Origin of the sequence: Sutterella parvirubra YIT 11816, from assembly GCF_000250875.1 — a bacterium.
GTDB lineage: Bacteria > Pseudomonadota > Gammaproteobacteria > Burkholderiales > Burkholderiaceae_F > Sutterella > Sutterella parvirubra.
In genome coordinates this window covers 1-13,909 of record NZ_JH605013.1, presented here as the reverse complement: position 1 = coordinate 13,909, position 13,909 = coordinate 1, and the positions used below count along the sequence as shown (strand labels likewise).

Here is a 13,909-nt window from a genome sequence, read left to right as displayed (position 1 = left end):
CGGTGCCGCCGCCGACCCGACGGTCGGCCGCTTCATGCCGCCCGACGCCGCGGGCCCGGGCGACATCGCGTTTCTGACCGACCCCAAGTACGCGGCTGCGATGAAGACGACGAAGGCGTCCGTGGTCGTGATCCGCGAAAAGGACGTCGCGGGCGTCTGGGGTGAGGAAGCTCCCTCGCAGACGCTCGTCCTCACCTCGAACCCGTACGCCTTCTTCGCGTACGCCTCGCAGGTCTTCTTCCCCGTGAAGCGCGAACCGGGCGTGCGCCCCGGTGCGGTCGTCGAAGCGGGGGCCGAGGTCGATCCCACGGCCACGATCGAATCGAACGCCGTCGTGAAGGCGGGCGCCAAGATCGGCGCGCGCGTCGTCGTGGGGGCGGGGTCCGTCATCGGGGAAGATGCGGTCGTGGGTGAAGACACGGTGATCCACCCGAACGTCGTCTTGGGGTCCGAGACTCAGGTCGGCCGCCGCTGCGTCCTTCAGCCCGGGTGCGTGATCGGCGGGGACGGCTTCGGCTTTGCGCCGTTCCTCGGCGAATGGGTGAAGATCCCGCAGATCGGCCGCGTGGTGTTGGGGGACGACGTCGAAGTCGGCGCCAACACGACGATCGACCGCGGTGCCTTGGAAGACACTGTCGTGGGCGAAGGGACGAAGTTGGACAACCAGATTCAGCTCGGCCACAACGACCGCATCGGCCGCCACTGCGTGATGGCGGCCTGCGTCGGCATCGCGGGTTCGACTGAGGTGGGCGACCACACGATGGTGGGCGGCGCCGCGATGGTGAACGGCCACATCAAGATCCCGGCCGGGTCCGCGATCGGTCCGGCGACGGCGATCACGGGCTGGGGCCCCGAAGCCTGCCAGCGTACGGGCTTCTTCCCCGCGATGGAAGGGAAGGAATTCCAGCTCACCGCCGCGATGGTCGCGCGCCTCCCGGCGATGCGCCGCGAGGTGAAGGCGCTGGAGCGCCGCATCGCGGAATTGGAGACGCTAATCCGAAAGGGAGAAGCGTAAGCGGCCCCAAACGGGCGACAATGGCGCGACAATGCGGAGACGGGCCGCCCGGGGAGAACCCCGGGCGTCTTCTCCGGAACCCGAAGAGACCGAACACCGACATCCGGGCCTTTCCCCAACGCGCGAAGGACCCCAAAACCACACTGAAGCGAAAATGCCCAAGACCCTGAACATCACCGACATCATGGAGCAGCTTCCGCACCGCTACCCGTTCCTTCTGATCGACCGGGTGCTGGAACTCTCCGACGAACTCGACCGCGTCGTCTGCGTGAAGAACATCACGGCGAACGAACCGCAGTTCACCGGTCACTTCCCGCAGGTGCCCGTCATGCCGGGCGTGCTCATGATCGAAGCGATGGCGCAGGCCTGCGCGATCATCGCGTTGGCGCGCCTCCCCGAAGGGGTCGACCGCCACAACAGCCTCTTCTACTTCGCCGGCATTGACAACGCCCGCTTCAAGCGCGTCGTGCAGCCGGGCGACCAGCTGATCATCGAAGGGAAGTTCATCCGCCAGAAGCTGGGTTTGGGCGTCTTCGAAGCCGTCGCCCGCGTCGACGGCCAGGTCGCCTGCTCGGCGCAGCTGATGTGCGCGTACCGCCCCGTGAAGAAGTAACCGGGACCCGACTCCCCCAAAACCCTCCGGACCGTCGAGCCGCCCGGAGGGTTTCGTTTTTGAACACATCGGTTCGAAGGGCCGGAAGACCGCACGGGCGTTGCAAAGCCGCGTCGGCGTTTTCCCCGTTTTCCCCGAAAGGGCGCCGCAGGGCGCTCGGGAACGGGCCTCCGCGCCGATTTGCGGCGGCGAAACCCGCCGGGATTGCTACAATCCGTCCCTAGTTTTTTCGACCAGGAACATCCGTCCATGCCGAAGTCGAAGTCGAAGTCTTCCCGCAAGAAGCCGAACAACCACCGTGCCCACGACACCGCGCGCAAGCGCCGCGCGTCGCCCTTCCTGCGCTCGCTGCCCGTGCGGCCGAAGCAGCTGGAGTACCTCCGCGAACGCGCGAAGTCGCACCTGACGAAGATGTTCCTCGGCACGGCCGACAAGCTCGACCTCGTCTTCCTCAACTACCTCTTCGAAGCGACGGGTCCGCTCTGCGCGAACTTCGACGCCGCGGACGACATCATGGCGGAGCTTGAGCGCTCGCTCGCCGCCGTCGAGGACGCCTTCTACGGGCGCCGCGACCAAAAGGAAGCCGCGGGCGACATTCAGGGCACCGTCGACATCTGCCTTGAGGTCTTCGCGCAGAGCACGCGCGAGGAGTTCGAGAAGGCGAGCGCCATCATGATGGGGGCGCAGCCCGAGGTGCTCACCGAGCGCCACAAGACCTTGGAGAGCATGTGCGTCGAGGCGCTCCCCGAGCGCTACGGGCCGGAGATCCTGAAGCACGTCATCATCCCCGAGCACGTCAAGGCCGAGATGGCGGAGAAGGCCGCCCTTGAAGAGGCCGCCGCGCTGGCCCAGGCCGAAGCCGAAGGGCAGGACGCGGAGCCCGCCGAAAAGGCCGAAAAGGCCGAAGCGTCCGCCAAGTAGGTTTCTGCCGGGCGCGGCCCGCGTACCCCTCCGGGGTATGCGGAATCGCCCGCCGGAAACGCCTCGAAAAGTCCCCGAAAAACCGGGGGCTTTTGCGTTTTGGAGCGGCTCCTTATAATGGCGGCCATAACCTCGCCTTAATCCGAAAGACTTAGAGTTTCGGGCAGAAGCGATTCCGTTTCGCCGCCGTGACGCATGGCTCCGGCGCCGAAGCCCCCAACCTCAGGAACCGAACATCAATGGCTCAGATTCATCCGAGCGCCGTGGTCGACCCGCGCGCCGAACTTGCCGACGACGTGGTCGTCGGTCCGTTCTCCCTCGTCGGACCCGACGTCCGCATCGGTGCGGGGACGGTGCTGCGCAGTCACGTCGTCGTCGAAGGGCGCACGACGATCGGCTGCCGCAACGAAATCTTCGCGGGCTCCTCGATCGGCTGCCGTCCGCAGGACAAGAAGTACGCGGGCGAAGACACGATGCTCACGATCGGCGACGACAACGTGATCCGCGAGAACTGCACGTTCTCGATCGGGACCGTTCAGGACGAAGGCCACACCCGCGTCGGGAGCCGCGGCCTCTTCATGGCGAACGCGCACGTCGCGCACGACTGCGTCGTGGGCGACGACGTGATCCTCGCGAACAACGTCGCGCTTGCGGGCCACGTCACGGTTGAAGACGCCGCGATCATCGGCGGCCAGACGGGCGTGCACCAGTTCGTGCGCATCGGCCGGAACGCCATGGTGGGCGGCGCCTCCGCCGTCCTTCAGGACGTGCCCCCCTATGTGATCTGTCACCTGAACCCCTGCGTCCCCGCCGGGCTCAACATCGTGGGGCTTCGCCGCAAGGGCTGGGACGACCAGATGATGCGCGCGATGCGCCGCGCCTACGGCGCGCTCTACCGCGAAGGGCTGATTTTGAAGGAAGCCCTCGCGAAGATCGAAGCGCTTGAAGCCGAATTCCCCGCGGCCGCGCAGGAACTCCGCCACTTCCGCGAATTCGTCGCGGCGTCGAAGCGCGGCATCATCCGCAGCTGAAGACACCGGACGCGACCCCGTTTCCGAAGCATTTCCGAAGCATTCCCCAAGAAGACCCCGAGAAAGATTACTGGAGAGAAGCATGGGCAACCATCACCTTGTTCCCACCCCCGAGAAGAACGGCGCCATCTGGCTCGCGGGCGAAGCGAGCGGCGACTTCATCGCGAGCCTCGTCATCCCCGAAGTCGCACGCCGCATGCAGGGCGCGCCGCAGTACGGCGTGGGCGGCCCGCGCATGGTCGAGGCGGGGTTCCATGCCTGGCACGACATCCGTGAGCTCTCCGTCCGCGGCTACGTCGAGGTGCTCTCGCACCTGCCGCGCCTCGTGCGTCTGCGCTCCGACCTCGTGCGCCGGTTCGCCGACTCGATGCCGCAGGTCTTCGTGGGCGTCGACGCCCCGGACTTCAACCTCGGGCTCGAAGCGAAGCTTCGCCGCAAGGGCGTTCCCGTGGTGCATTTCGTGAGCCCGTCTATTTGGGCCTGGCGTCCCGAACGCATCCAGGACGTGCGCCGTGCGGTCGACCACATGCTTCTCGTCTTCCCCTTCGAAGTCGACCTCTACAAGCGCGCCGGGATCCCCGCGACATACGTCGGCCACCCGCTCGCGAACGTCATTCCGATGGAACCCGACACGATGGGTGCCCGTCGCGAATTCGAAGTGGACGACGGCCTTCCCGTCGTCACGCTGATGCCGGGCTCTCGCATCGACGAAGTGAAGGGCTGCGGCCCGGCCTTCTTCGACGCGGTTGAGAAGGTGCTCCACCGCTTGGGCGACATGCACGTCCTCATCCCCGTCGCGGACGAAAAGGCCCGCGCCGACGTGATCTTCCACGCGAGCCTGCGCCCGCGCCTCGCGAAGTTCATGAAGATCGCGGTCGGGAAGAGCCACCGCATGATCGAGGCGGCCGACGCCGTGCTGGTCGCTTCGGGCACCGCGGCGCTGGAGTGCGCGCTCTACAAGAAGCCGATGGTGGTGGGCTACAAGATGCCTGCGTTGACCGGCATGATCATGCAGAAGAAGGCGTTGATCCGCCACGTCTCGCTTCCCAACATCCTTTTGGGCGAAAACGTCGTGCCGGAATTCCTCCAGTACTTCTGCGAAGCCGACCCGATCTCGTACGCGCTCGAAGACGCGATCACGAACGACGTCCGCCGCAAGGAACTCCAGGAACGCTTCAGTGCGCTCCACGAGAGCCTCATTGCGGACACGCCCAACCTCGCCGCCGACGTCATCATGGAGATGACGAAGCGCCGCGCGGGCGGCCGCTGAGACGCCCTCTGAGGCCGGACGGCCGTCCGGCCACAAAACCCACGCCCGTGCGGGGCCCAGGAGCCCGTGCGGGCGTCGTCGTTGATAAGGAACCCATGCCGAAGAAGAACTCCACCGCCCAACCGCTCCCCGCTGAAGACGATCTCTTCGGCGGGTCGCTCTGGGGCGAAGACGCCGACCGGTACGTGGCCGGGGTCGACGAAGCCGGACGCGGCCCCCTGGCCGGGCCCGTCTGCGCGGCCGCGGTGATCCTCGATCCCGCGCGCCCGATCGAAGGGTTGGCGGACTCCAAGAAGCTCACCGCGAAGAAGCGCGAGGCGCTTGCCCGCGAAATCCGCGAAAAGGCGCTTGCCTGGTGCGTCGCGTGGGGTGAGGTGGAGGAGATCGACCGCATCAACATCCTGCAGAGCACGATGGCGACGATGACGCGCGCGGTGGAGGGCCTGAAGGTCGCGCCCACCCGCGTCGTCGTCGACGGGAACCGCACGCCGCGGTTGAATGTTCCGGTCGAGGCGATCGTCAAGGGCGACGCCAAGGTGCCGGCCATTTCCGCCGCATCGATTCTCGCGAAAACCGCGCGCGACGAGCTGGTCGCGCATTACGATGAGCGCTGGCCCGGCTACGGCTTCGCGAAGCACGCCGGCTACGGCACCGCCGCGCACATCGAGGCGATCCGCACGCTGGGTGTGCTTCCCGTGCACCGCCGCTCCTTTGAACCCGTCAAAAGCATGCTCGCGTCGGGCGAAGCCCGCGAAGTGGAAGAGTAAATGAGCCGAACCATCATCGAAAGCGACGCCAACCCCCGCATGAAGCGCTGGCGGAAGCTCGCGAAGGAAGCCCGCGCGGTGAAGCGCGAAGGCGCGACCCTGATCGAAGGGATCCATTTGGCCGAGTCGGCGCTAGAGAACCCCAAGATCGCGGTCGATGCGGTGCTTTTGTCAGAGAAGACCGCGACGGACGAGGCCTTGGACCTCGCCGAAGCGCTGATGCGGGAGAAGAACGCCCGCGTCTACGTCCTGGCCGACCGCCTCTACGACGAGTTGGCGCCCGTCGAGCACGGCGTCGGGATCATGTGCGAGATGCCGGTCCCGAAGACGGACGCGCTCGACTTCGGGAGCGCGGACGTGCTCTACCTCGACGGCATTCAGGATGCGGGGAACGCGGGGACCTTGATCCGCACCGCGGTGGCGGCGGGCTTCCGCACGATCGCGGCGTCTCCGGGCACCGCGCAGCTCTGGGCCCCGAAGGTGCTCCGCGCCGGGATGGGCGCGCACTTCGGCGCGCGGATCTTCGAGGGCGTGACGCCCGAAGCCTTCAGGGGCGCGTTCAAGGGGCAGATCCTAGCCGCGGACGCGCGCGGGGGTGAGAACCTCTTCACGGCCCCGATGGCGACGGATGGCCCCGTCGCCTGGATCATGGGGGCCGAGGGACCGGGGGTGTCCGACGCCGCTCTCGCCGTCGCCGATGCGCGGCGCCTCATCCCGATCGAAGCCGCGTGCGAGTCCTTGAACGTCGGCGCCGCGGCCGCGGTCTGCCTCTTTGAGACCCGGCGTCGCCGAATGATTTGAGATTGGGCCGGGGAAGACGGTTTTTGCCGGTTCCTCTTCCGGCCGCGGGGGAGTATCCTTCAGGGGTTGTCTTGACCCACCACAGATTCAGAGGACTCCCCCATGCTCGACTTTTCCTACTGCAATCCCACGCGCCTCGTCTTTGGGCGCACGGCTGAAGCGAAGATCGGCGGCCTCGTCGCCGCCCAGACGGGCGTCGGCGGCAAGGTGCTCGTCGTCTACGGCGGGGGTTCCGCCAAGCGTTCGGGCCTCCTCGGGCTCGTGACGGCCTCGCTCACGGAAGCCGGGCTGGAGGTCTTTGAGAAGGGCGGGGTGCAGCCCAATCCCAGGCTCTCGTTCGTCAAGGAAACCGCGGAAGCCTTCCGCGGCGAAGCGCCCGCCGCGGTGATCGCGGTCGGGGGCGGGAGCGTCATCGACACGGCGAAGGCGATTGCGTTGATGCTCGCCGACGACCCGAAGGCGGACGTTTGGGACTTCTTCACGGGGAAGCGCGTCGCTGAGAAGGCGCTCCCCATCTACGCGGTGCTCACGATTCCGGCGGCCGGGTCCGAACAGTCGATCCGCTGCGTGATCACGCACGGCGAAACGAAGACGGGCGTCGGCGCCGAGTGCATCCGCCCGAAGGCCGCCTTCATCAATCCGGAACGCTTTGCGACGCTCCCGCGCACGCAGATCGGCGCGGGGCTCGTGGACATGTGCTCCCACATCATGGAGCGCTACTTCTCCGCGACCGAAAACACCCAGTACGTCGACGGCCAGGCCGAAGCGGCCATGCGCACGATCATCGAGACGGCCCCGAAGGTCTATGAGGATCCGAGCAACTACGACGCCTGGTGCCAGGCGGGGTTGGCGGGGAGCTTCGCGCACAACGGCTACTTCGGCATGGGCCGCGAAGAGGACTGGGCCTGCCACGCGATCGAACACGCGATCTCGGGCTGGCGCGAATCGATCACGCACGGGACGGGCCTCTCGGTCGTGATCCCGGCGTGGATGCGCTACGTCGCGGCGCTTCGCCCCGCGCGCTTTGAAGCCTTCGCGGTGAACGTCATGGGCGTCGCGCCGCAGGAAACGGCGGAGAAGACGATTGCGTTGGGGATCGCGAAGTTCCGCACGTGGACGGCCTCGATCGGGCTTCCGCAGACGCTGGAGGAACTGGGCGCGAAGGACTGCCCGACCGAAGAGATCGCCCGCCGCTGCTGCGGCGCGGGCACCGTCGGGAAGCTTCTCCCCCTGGCGGCCGCGGACGTGGCCGCGATTTTGGAGTCCGCGCGATGAAGCCCAACGCATCGACGCCGAAGCGCGGGGCGGGGAAGTCCCGGGATACGGGGGCGGCGCTCCACCCGGGCGTCCTCCTTGCGGAAGTGTTGGACGACACGCCCGCCACGGTGGCGGCGAAGTGGTTCGGGATGCGCCCGGACGACTTTGAAAAGCTCCTCGCGGGGCGGATCCCGATGACGACCGAAGTCGCGACCATCGCGGGCTCCGTCTTCGGGACGGGCGCGGCCCCGTGGCTCGACACGGCGAAGCGTTGGGAGGAGGCGCAGCATCCTCAGGCGTCGGAGAAGGAAGACTGACGGCTCAGCGTTGCTGAAGCCACCACCCATAGGCTCCGAAACGAATCGGCCCCGGGGAACCGGGGCCGAAGTCGTTCGGGGGCGGGCAGGGAACCCGCCGAATCCGAGCCCGCTCAGGGCTTGAGCAGATCCGTGATCGTGAGCGGAAGCACGGGGTTCACGCGCTTCTTCAACTCGTCCGCGGCGAGCTTGCGGGCGAGCTCGCCCAAAGTGTCCTGCAGGCCGTTCTTGGGGTCGGTGAAGGCGAGCGTCGCCGCCTCGCGGGCGCAGTGCTTCGTGACGAGGCGGGTGAGCATCTTCTGCGCGTTCGATTCGACCTGGCGGGTCTTCGCGTCGGGGATGCGGACCACTTCGCGGGCGGGCGAGGTGCGGCCGATCGCGACAAACGCCCACTGGACGAGCGCCTCCTTGTCGGCCTGGCCCGCGTTCTGGTGCAGGCAGGTTGCGAGCTTCTCGCTTTGGGCGGAGGCCCAAGCGGCGGCGGGTACAATTCCAAGAAGCGCGGCCGACAGTGCGGCCGCAACGTTCAGTCTCAGCATGGCGCGGCGTTCCGAAGAAAAGATTGTGTTTTCGGGAAGGTTTCCGCGCCTATTTTAGGAGAGCCCGCCCGTGAGCGCCTACCGCATGCTTCAGCCCGACTACTCGACCGCGGACGTCGAGCGCTTCACCGCGCTCTCGATCCGCCGCGGCGCCGGACTCGAGTCGATCGGACGCGCGAACGAAGACGACCTGAGGGTCGTCGCGGGCGCGATGCTTTTGGGCGTCCCCGAGGGGACGTTCGACAGCGAGGCGCTGGAGCGCGCCGTCAAGGGATTCCTTCGCGACGAAGCCGATTGGCTGCGCGCCGAACCCGAAGAATTGATCGCGCTCGCCAAATCCTGGGGGCTTTTGGAAGAAACGGACGGTGGTTTCGTCTCCAGGCTCGAACCCCGGATCGACGTCTCCCGCTGCAGGCTTTTGGACGAGATCGAAAGCGCCCAGGTGATTCTGGAGGAGCGCCGCCGGCGCGCCCGCGAAGCGCTCCAAGCCCGCAACCGCGAGGTGAACGCGCCGCCCGCGCCCCTCATCGACGACGAGGCGGACGCGCGCTTCATGGCGGAAGCCCAAAAGGAGGCCGAGGCCGCGGGCGCCGCGGGTGAGGTCCCCGTCGGGGCGGTGTTGGTGAGGGAGGGCGAGATCGTCGCCCGTGCGGGCAACCGCACGATCCGCGACAAGGATCCGACGGCGCACGCCGAGGTGCTCGTGATGCGGGAGGCGGCGAGAAAGCTCGGGAACCACCGCTTGAACGGCACCACGCTCTACGTCACGCTCGAACCCTGCCCGATGTGCGCGGGGGCGATCGCGGAGGCGCGCTGCGCGCGGATCGTCTACGGGGCGCCTGACCCCCGACGCGGCGCGGTGGCGGGCGCCTTGGAACTCTTCGCCGTCCCCGGCGTCAACCACCGCCCGCACGTCACGTCGGGCGTGGGGGCCGAGGCCGCCGCGAAGCTTCTCTCCGACTTTTTTGCCGCGCGCCGCGCGAAGTGAGGCCCTGATGCCCGCGAACCCCAAAATGCCGGAATCCGATGGTCCCGTGAGGCCTCTTGAAGACCTGCCTCTTGATGGCCTTCACGTCGCCGTGGCGGCGCCTTCGCGCCAGCTTCTCACCCCCGAGGGCGAGGTCGACCACGCCCTCCTTGAAAAGGGCCTCCGTTGGCTCGAAACCCAAGGCGCCTCGGCGACGCTCTACGGCGTCATGCGAAGCGTCGGGCGGTTTTCCGATACGGACGAGGCGCGAGCGCTCGCGTGGATGCGGGCGGCGACCTCGGACGCGGATCTTGTGCTCGCGCTTCGCGGCGGCTACGGGATGACGCGGCTTCTGCGGCGCTTCGACTGGTCGGCTCTTGCCGAATCCAAGATCCCCGCGATGGGGTTTTCGGACTTCACGGCGTACCAGGCGGCGCTTTGGACCAAGACCGGCCGCGCCTCCTGGCACGGGCCGACGCTGAGTTCCTTTGCGCACCTCGTCAACACGCCCGACGCGCCGACGACGTTGAACAAAGAGAGCGTCGAGGCGTTCTTCGCGGCCGCCAAGACCACGCCCGAAGCCTGGCCGGGCTTCTCCTGGAAGACGGCGTCGGCCGACGCCTGGTCCTTCACGCAGCGGGGACTCCTCTGGGGCGGCAACCTCGCGATGGTGACGAGCCTCGTCGGGACGCCGTGGCTTGACGCCGAACGGATGTCGGGCGGGATCCTCTACCTCGAAGACGTGGGCGAGAGCGCCTACCGGATCGAGCGGATGCTCCTTCAACTTGCCGACGCCGGGATCCTCGGGCACCAGCGCGCCGTGCTCCTCGGGAACTTCGCCGGGGCCGACCGCGCCGCCAAGTGGACGAACGACTTCCGGCTCGCGGACGCCGTCGCCTTCATCCGGAGCATTCTCCCCGCCGGGACGGCGCTCGTCTCGGACTTCCCCATCGGGCACGGGGCGGAGCGCCGCGCGGTGCCCTTCGGCGTTGAAGCCGAACTCACTGTCGGCGAGGGCCGAGCGCACCTCGCGTCGGTCGGCGCTCTTCTGGAAGGAGGGCTCTCCTCGTGACCTCCGCAGCGAAAGACGGCCTCAACGGCAGGAAAGGTCGTACGGCCCGCACCGCCCGCCGCACGCGGGACTTTCTGAAGGCGTTCTTCCTCACCCCCGCCGCGCGCAGCATCACCGCGCGCACGCTCGTGAAGCTCATCCACTCGATGCTGAGGCTTCACCCCGTCGCCTTGGCGGCGCAGTTCGTCGGGATGGTATCCCTTCTCGGGCTCTTCTGGGAGTCCGGAATGAGCCAGTGGTTTCTCGTCGTTTGGGCCGTGCTGGGGTTGATCGTCATCTACATGTCGCTTCTCTTTGCGAGGAACTTCTGGCGCGACCGCGAGCGGGTCGCGCGGGTGCGCATCTGGATCCGCCGTTGGACGTGGCTCGCCTTCGGGGCGGGGCTCGTTTGGGGAATCGCCGGGGCGGTGTTCCCGTTTCCGGTCTCGGGCGTCACGCAGGTGACGACCGTGGCCGTCATCGTCGCCGTGACCTTCGCGAGCTGGCCCGTCTATGCGTGCTGGATGCCGAGCCTCACCGCCTTCACGCTCCTCTCCCTGGCGCCCCTGACCGTCGCGGTCGCGGTGCAGTACTCCGTGAGCCGCACGCTGATTTCCGTGATCATCGTCGCGGTGACGGTCTTCATCTTCTATTGCGGCCGCAGGTTGTCCGAAATGGTCGTGAGCTCGATCCTCACCGACGCCGAGAACCAACGTCTGGTGCTGCGCCTTCGCACCGAAATCCACCGCGCGCAGAATGCGCGCCGGGCCGCGGAAGCCGAGAGCGCGAAGCGCGCCCGCTTCTTCGCGGCGGCGAATCACGACCTCCGTCAGCCCCTTCAGGCGATGGGGATCTACCTCGATATCCTGCAGCGGCGCACCACGCCCCAGACGGCGCCCGTCGTCCAGCAGCTGACCGCCGTCTCCACGTCGATCTCGACCCTGGTCGAGCAGGTCCTCGAAGTCACCCGCATGGAGTTCGGGCGCGTCGAGATCCACGTCGAAGACGTGGCCGTCGCCGACGTGCTGGGGCAGCTTCAGGAAGAATTCGCGCCGCAGGCCGCCAAAGCCGGGCTTCAATTCCACACCGCGACGAGGCTCCCTCCCGACGCGACGGTGCGCACCGACCGGCAGCTGCTCCTCCGGGGGCTTCGCAATTTCCTCACCAATGCGCTTCGCTACACCGCCGAGGGCGAGGTGGTCCTCGGGGCGAGGCGCTTCGACGGCCGCATCGTCTTCGGGGTCTACGACTCCGGCCCCGGGATGAGCGCGGAGGAGACCCAGCGCATTTTCGAAACCTTCTACCGCGGGCGCGCCGGCATGGACCGCCCGGGGTCGGGCTTCGGTCTCGGGCTCTCGATCGTGAAGGGCTTGGCGAAGCAGCTCGACTGGAAGATTTCCGTGGGCTCGCGCCCGGGCCGCGGGAGCGTCTTCAGGATCGCCGTGACGCCGGGCGGCGCCGGCGCCGCCCTTCCGGGCGGGCGTCCTGCGCGCCGCGCGTTGGAGACGATCCGCGCGCATGCGGCGCTCCTCGAAGACAATCCGACCGTGCGGGAAGCCCTGGCGGCGACGCTCCGCAGCTGGGGCGCCGACGTGGTGGATTCCGGTACGCCCGACGAAACGACGCTCTCCGCCTTCCTCGCGCACGCCGAAGAGGCGGAAGGGACGGACGGGAAGCCCTTCGTCTTGATCACCGACTACAACTTCGGCGAAGACGAGCCGACGGGGATCGAATTCGCGGCGAGGCTGGAGCGCCTCGTCGGCCGTGCGGTGCCCACCGTCGTCGTGACGGCGGTGGCGGCGGACCTCATTGAAGCCGACCTCGAAGAACTCCGTCAGGCCGACGGCGAACGCCCCGAGAAGATGCCGCAGGTGCTCCAGAAGCCGGTGACGCCCGACGTGCTCAATCAAGCCGTCGCGGCGCTCCTGCGCGAAGCGGAGGCGGAGGCGGCCAAGGACCGGGAAGCTTCTGAGGCACCCGACGCTCCCCACGCCGACGGGTCTTCCGAGGACGCGACCGAAGGAGCGGCGCGATGAGCGAACACTTCGCACTCTTTCTCCTGACGAGTTGGGTCAACATCCTCACGCCCGGTCTCGGCGTCGTGATGATCGTGACGCTCGCGGTCGAAAACGGTTGGCGCCGGACGGTGGGCGCGGCCCTGGGGCTCGCGCTCGGGATCGGGATCCTCTTCGTGCTGGCCGTCTCGGGGTTGGGCGTCATCATGGCGGCGAGCCCGAAGCTCTTCGCCGCGGTGAAGACCGCGGGCGCCGGGGTGCTCGTCTACCTGGGCGTCAAGAAGCTCCTGGCTTCGGCCCCGCGCGCGCACGCGCCGGGCTTCGGGGGCGAAGAGAGCGGCCGCACGCTCTTCGTGAAGGCGATCGTGATTTCGCTCACGAACCCGCAGCCGATGATCTTCGCGGTGTCGCTCCTTCCTCAGTTCATCGACCCCGCGATTCCCTACGTCCCGCAGGTGACGCTTTTGGTCTCGGTCTACGTCCTGATGGTGTTCGCGACGATGATCGCCTACGCCGTCGCCGCCGGGCACGCCCGCCGGTTCCTCATGAAGGGGAACGGGCCCATTCTCATGACCCGCATCACCGGGTTCGTCTTCATCGGACTTGCGCTGTGGGTGCTGTGGGGCACGTTCTTCTGAGGTAATCTCGGAAGGTCAGGCAGGAGGTTCACCATGCGCGTCGCCGAGAGCATCCGGCTTCACGGGAGCCGACAGATCGAATTCAAGCAGGGCCTTGTCATGGCCCCGGGCGACACGGACTGCCGCTACGCGGTGGAGACGTACTTCTTTCTTCCCGCGGTGCTCCTCGTCAACCGCGACACGTACCCGAGCGAGGAGTTTCTCCGGAACCTCAAGAACTACGTCCGCATGCGCCCGCCGCAGCGTCCGCTCTCGACCTTTCTCGCGGGCGGCGTCTCGCGGGAGCTTTTGGCCGTCGCGCTCAAGCGCCCGAAGGAACGCCGCGAGCGCGCCCTGAAGCGCTTCGGCCTGGGGATCCGCGCCGCCTTCAAGGCGGCGATCCGCCCGATGGTGAAGGGCTCGGGGGCGCTCAAAAAGGGTGAGCCCGATCGGGTGTTGGACGAAGTCCGCGCGGTCTTGAACGGTTGGCGAAACGAAATCCTCCCGAGCCTCCGCGAAGAAGACCGCGTCGCGGGCGCCGCAGTGGACGAGTTTCTCTCCGTCACCTCCGCGGTCTTCTCCAAGAAGCTTCTCGCCGCCGCGGACCAGAAGGACTGGCCCCGGAAGGCCCGCGAAGCCGTGGAGAAGTTCCAACGCGAAGAGACCGCCTACCGGCTCGCGCACTACCCCGAGACCGCCATGGGATGAGGGTACGTATTTCGGACCTG

General features: G+C 67.6%; 15 protein-coding genes. 14 read left to right on the top strand and 1 reads right to left on the bottom strand.

The features are described 5' to 3' along the window. From lpxD to HMPREF9440_RS09190, 9 genes are all read left to right on the top strand, one after another. Window positions 1–1,015, top strand: a 1,015-nt coding sequence (gene lpxD / locus HMPREF9440_RS09230) for a UDP-3-O-(3-hydroxymyristoyl)glucosamine N-acyltransferase (protein ID WP_008543578.1), incomplete at its 5' end; no start/stop codon positions are given. A gap of 154 nt (window positions 1,016–1,169) precedes the next feature. Further along, window positions 1,170–1,628: a 3-hydroxyacyl-ACP dehydratase FabZ gene (gene fabZ, locus HMPREF9440_RS09225; protein WP_008543575.1), complete on the top strand. Its 459-nt coding sequence runs from the start codon at window positions 1,170–1,172 to the stop codon at window positions 1,626–1,628. 249 nt (window positions 1,629–1,877) lie between these two features. Next, window positions 1,878–2,549, top strand: a complete 672-nt coding sequence (locus HMPREF9440_RS09220; RefSeq protein ID WP_008543574.1) for a hypothetical protein — start codon at window positions 1,878–1,880, stop codon at window positions 2,547–2,549. Window positions 2,550–2,788: 239 nt separating this feature from the next. Beyond that, window positions 2,789–3,580 carry an acyl-ACP--UDP-N-acetylglucosamine O-acyltransferase gene (lpxA, locus tag HMPREF9440_RS09215; RefSeq protein WP_008543573.1) on the top strand — a complete coding sequence of 264 codons (792 nt, stop codon included), beginning with the start codon at window positions 2,789–2,791 and terminating at the stop codon, window positions 3,578–3,580. Between the two features lie 82 nt (window positions 3,581–3,662). After that, window positions 3,663–4,850, top strand: a complete 1,188-nt coding sequence (lpxB, locus tag HMPREF9440_RS09210; protein ID WP_008543572.1) for a lipid-A-disaccharide synthase — start codon at window positions 3,663–3,665, stop codon at window positions 4,848–4,850. 95 nt (window positions 4,851–4,945) lie between these two features. Further along, window positions 4,946–5,617, top strand: coding sequence for a ribonuclease HII (gene rnhB, locus HMPREF9440_RS09205; RefSeq protein WP_008543570.1), 672 nt, complete (start codon window positions 4,946–4,948; stop codon window positions 5,615–5,617). Next, window positions 5,618–6,418 carry a TrmH family RNA methyltransferase gene (locus HMPREF9440_RS09200; RefSeq protein ID WP_008543568.1) on the top strand — a complete coding sequence of 267 codons (801 nt, stop codon included), beginning with the start codon at window positions 5,618–5,620 and terminating at the stop codon, window positions 6,416–6,418. 102 nt (window positions 6,419–6,520) lie between these two features. Continuing rightward, window positions 6,521–7,693, top strand: a complete 1,173-nt coding sequence (locus HMPREF9440_RS09195; RefSeq protein WP_008543567.1) for an iron-containing alcohol dehydrogenase — start codon at window positions 6,521–6,523, stop codon at window positions 7,691–7,693. After that, complete coding sequence (locus HMPREF9440_RS09190; protein WP_008543566.1) at window positions 7,690–7,992, top strand: helix-turn-helix transcriptional regulator; 303 nt, start codon at window positions 7,690–7,692, stop codon at window positions 7,990–7,992. The genes HMPREF9440_RS09195 and HMPREF9440_RS09190 overlap by 4 nt, the downstream gene beginning before the upstream one ends. Window positions 7,993–8,105: 113 nt before the next feature. Here HMPREF9440_RS09190 and HMPREF9440_RS09185 read toward each other — a convergent pair whose 3' ends face one another. Continuing rightward, window positions 8,106–8,531 carry a hypothetical protein gene (locus HMPREF9440_RS09185; RefSeq protein ID WP_008543565.1) on the bottom strand — a complete coding sequence of 142 codons (426 nt, stop codon included), beginning with the start codon at window positions 8,529–8,531 and terminating at the stop codon, window positions 8,106–8,108. A gap of 70 nt (window positions 8,532–8,601) precedes the next feature. Between HMPREF9440_RS09185 and tadA the strand changes: the two genes are divergently transcribed. From tadA to HMPREF9440_RS09160, 5 genes are read left to right on the top strand one after another with little or no spacing between them, the layout of a single operon-like run. Continuing rightward, complete coding sequence (tadA, locus tag HMPREF9440_RS09180; RefSeq protein ID WP_245523605.1) at window positions 8,602–9,519, top strand: tRNA adenosine(34) deaminase TadA; 918 nt, start codon at window positions 8,602–8,604, stop codon at window positions 9,517–9,519. Between the two features lie 25 nt (window positions 9,520–9,544). Continuing rightward, a complete protein-coding gene (locus HMPREF9440_RS09175; RefSeq protein ID WP_157180702.1) occupies window positions 9,545–10,570 on the top strand; it encodes a S66 peptidase family protein in 1,026 nt (341 codons plus the stop codon). Beyond that, window positions 10,567–12,585 carry an ATP-binding protein gene (locus tag HMPREF9440_RS09170; protein WP_008543561.1) on the top strand — a complete coding sequence of 673 codons (2,019 nt, stop codon included), beginning with the start codon at window positions 10,567–10,569 and terminating at the stop codon, window positions 12,583–12,585. The genes HMPREF9440_RS09175 and HMPREF9440_RS09170 overlap by 4 nt, the downstream gene beginning before the upstream one ends. Further along, on the top strand, window positions 12,582–13,202 hold the full coding sequence (locus tag HMPREF9440_RS09165; protein WP_008543559.1) for a LysE family translocator: 621 nt from the start codon (window positions 12,582–12,584) through the stop codon (window positions 13,200–13,202). The genes HMPREF9440_RS09170 and HMPREF9440_RS09165 overlap by 4 nt, the downstream gene beginning before the upstream one ends. A 33-nt stretch (window positions 13,203–13,235) precedes the next feature. Further along, on the top strand, window positions 13,236–13,889 hold the full coding sequence (locus tag HMPREF9440_RS09160; RefSeq protein WP_008543557.1) for a hypothetical protein: 654 nt from the start codon (window positions 13,236–13,238) through the stop codon (window positions 13,887–13,889). Window positions 13,890–13,909 lie beyond the last annotated feature (20 nt).

Excerpts from the sequence above, each read along its gene's own strand:
- HMPREF9440_RS09185 (WP_008543565.1), bottom strand. The coding sequence starts at position 8,531 with ATGCTGAGACTGAACGTTGCGGCCGCACTGTCGGCCGCGCTTCTTGGA.
- lpxB (WP_008543572.1), top strand. The coding sequence starts at position 3,663 with ATGGGCAACCATCACCTTGTTCCCACCCCCGAGAAGAACGGCGCCATC.
- HMPREF9440_RS09220 (WP_008543574.1), top strand. The coding sequence starts at position 1,878 with ATGCCGAAGTCGAAGTCGAAGTCTTCCCGCAAGAAGCCGAACAACCAC.
- HMPREF9440_RS09190 (WP_008543566.1), top strand. The coding sequence starts at position 7,690 with ATGAAGCCCAACGCATCGACGCCGAAGCGCGGGGCGGGGAAGTCCCGG.
- rnhB (WP_008543570.1), top strand. The coding sequence starts at position 4,946 with ATGCCGAAGAAGAACTCCACCGCCCAACCGCTCCCCGCTGAAGACGAT.
- HMPREF9440_RS09175 (WP_157180702.1), top strand. The coding sequence starts at position 9,545 with ATGCCGGAATCCGATGGTCCCGTGAGGCCTCTTGAAGACCTGCCTCTT.
- fabZ (WP_008543575.1), top strand. The coding sequence starts at position 1,170 with ATGCCCAAGACCCTGAACATCACCGACATCATGGAGCAGCTTCCGCAC.
- lpxA (WP_008543573.1), top strand. The coding sequence starts at position 2,789 with ATGGCTCAGATTCATCCGAGCGCCGTGGTCGACCCGCGCGCCGAACTT.
- HMPREF9440_RS09160 (WP_008543557.1), top strand. The coding sequence starts at position 13,236 with ATGCGCGTCGCCGAGAGCATCCGGCTTCACGGGAGCCGACAGATCGAA.
- HMPREF9440_RS09165 (WP_008543559.1), top strand. The coding sequence starts at position 12,582 with ATGAGCGAACACTTCGCACTCTTTCTCCTGACGAGTTGGGTCAACATC.
- HMPREF9440_RS09195 (WP_008543567.1), top strand. The coding sequence starts at position 6,521 with ATGCTCGACTTTTCCTACTGCAATCCCACGCGCCTCGTCTTTGGGCGC.
- HMPREF9440_RS09200 (WP_008543568.1), top strand. The coding sequence starts at position 5,618 with ATGAGCCGAACCATCATCGAAAGCGACGCCAACCCCCGCATGAAGCGC.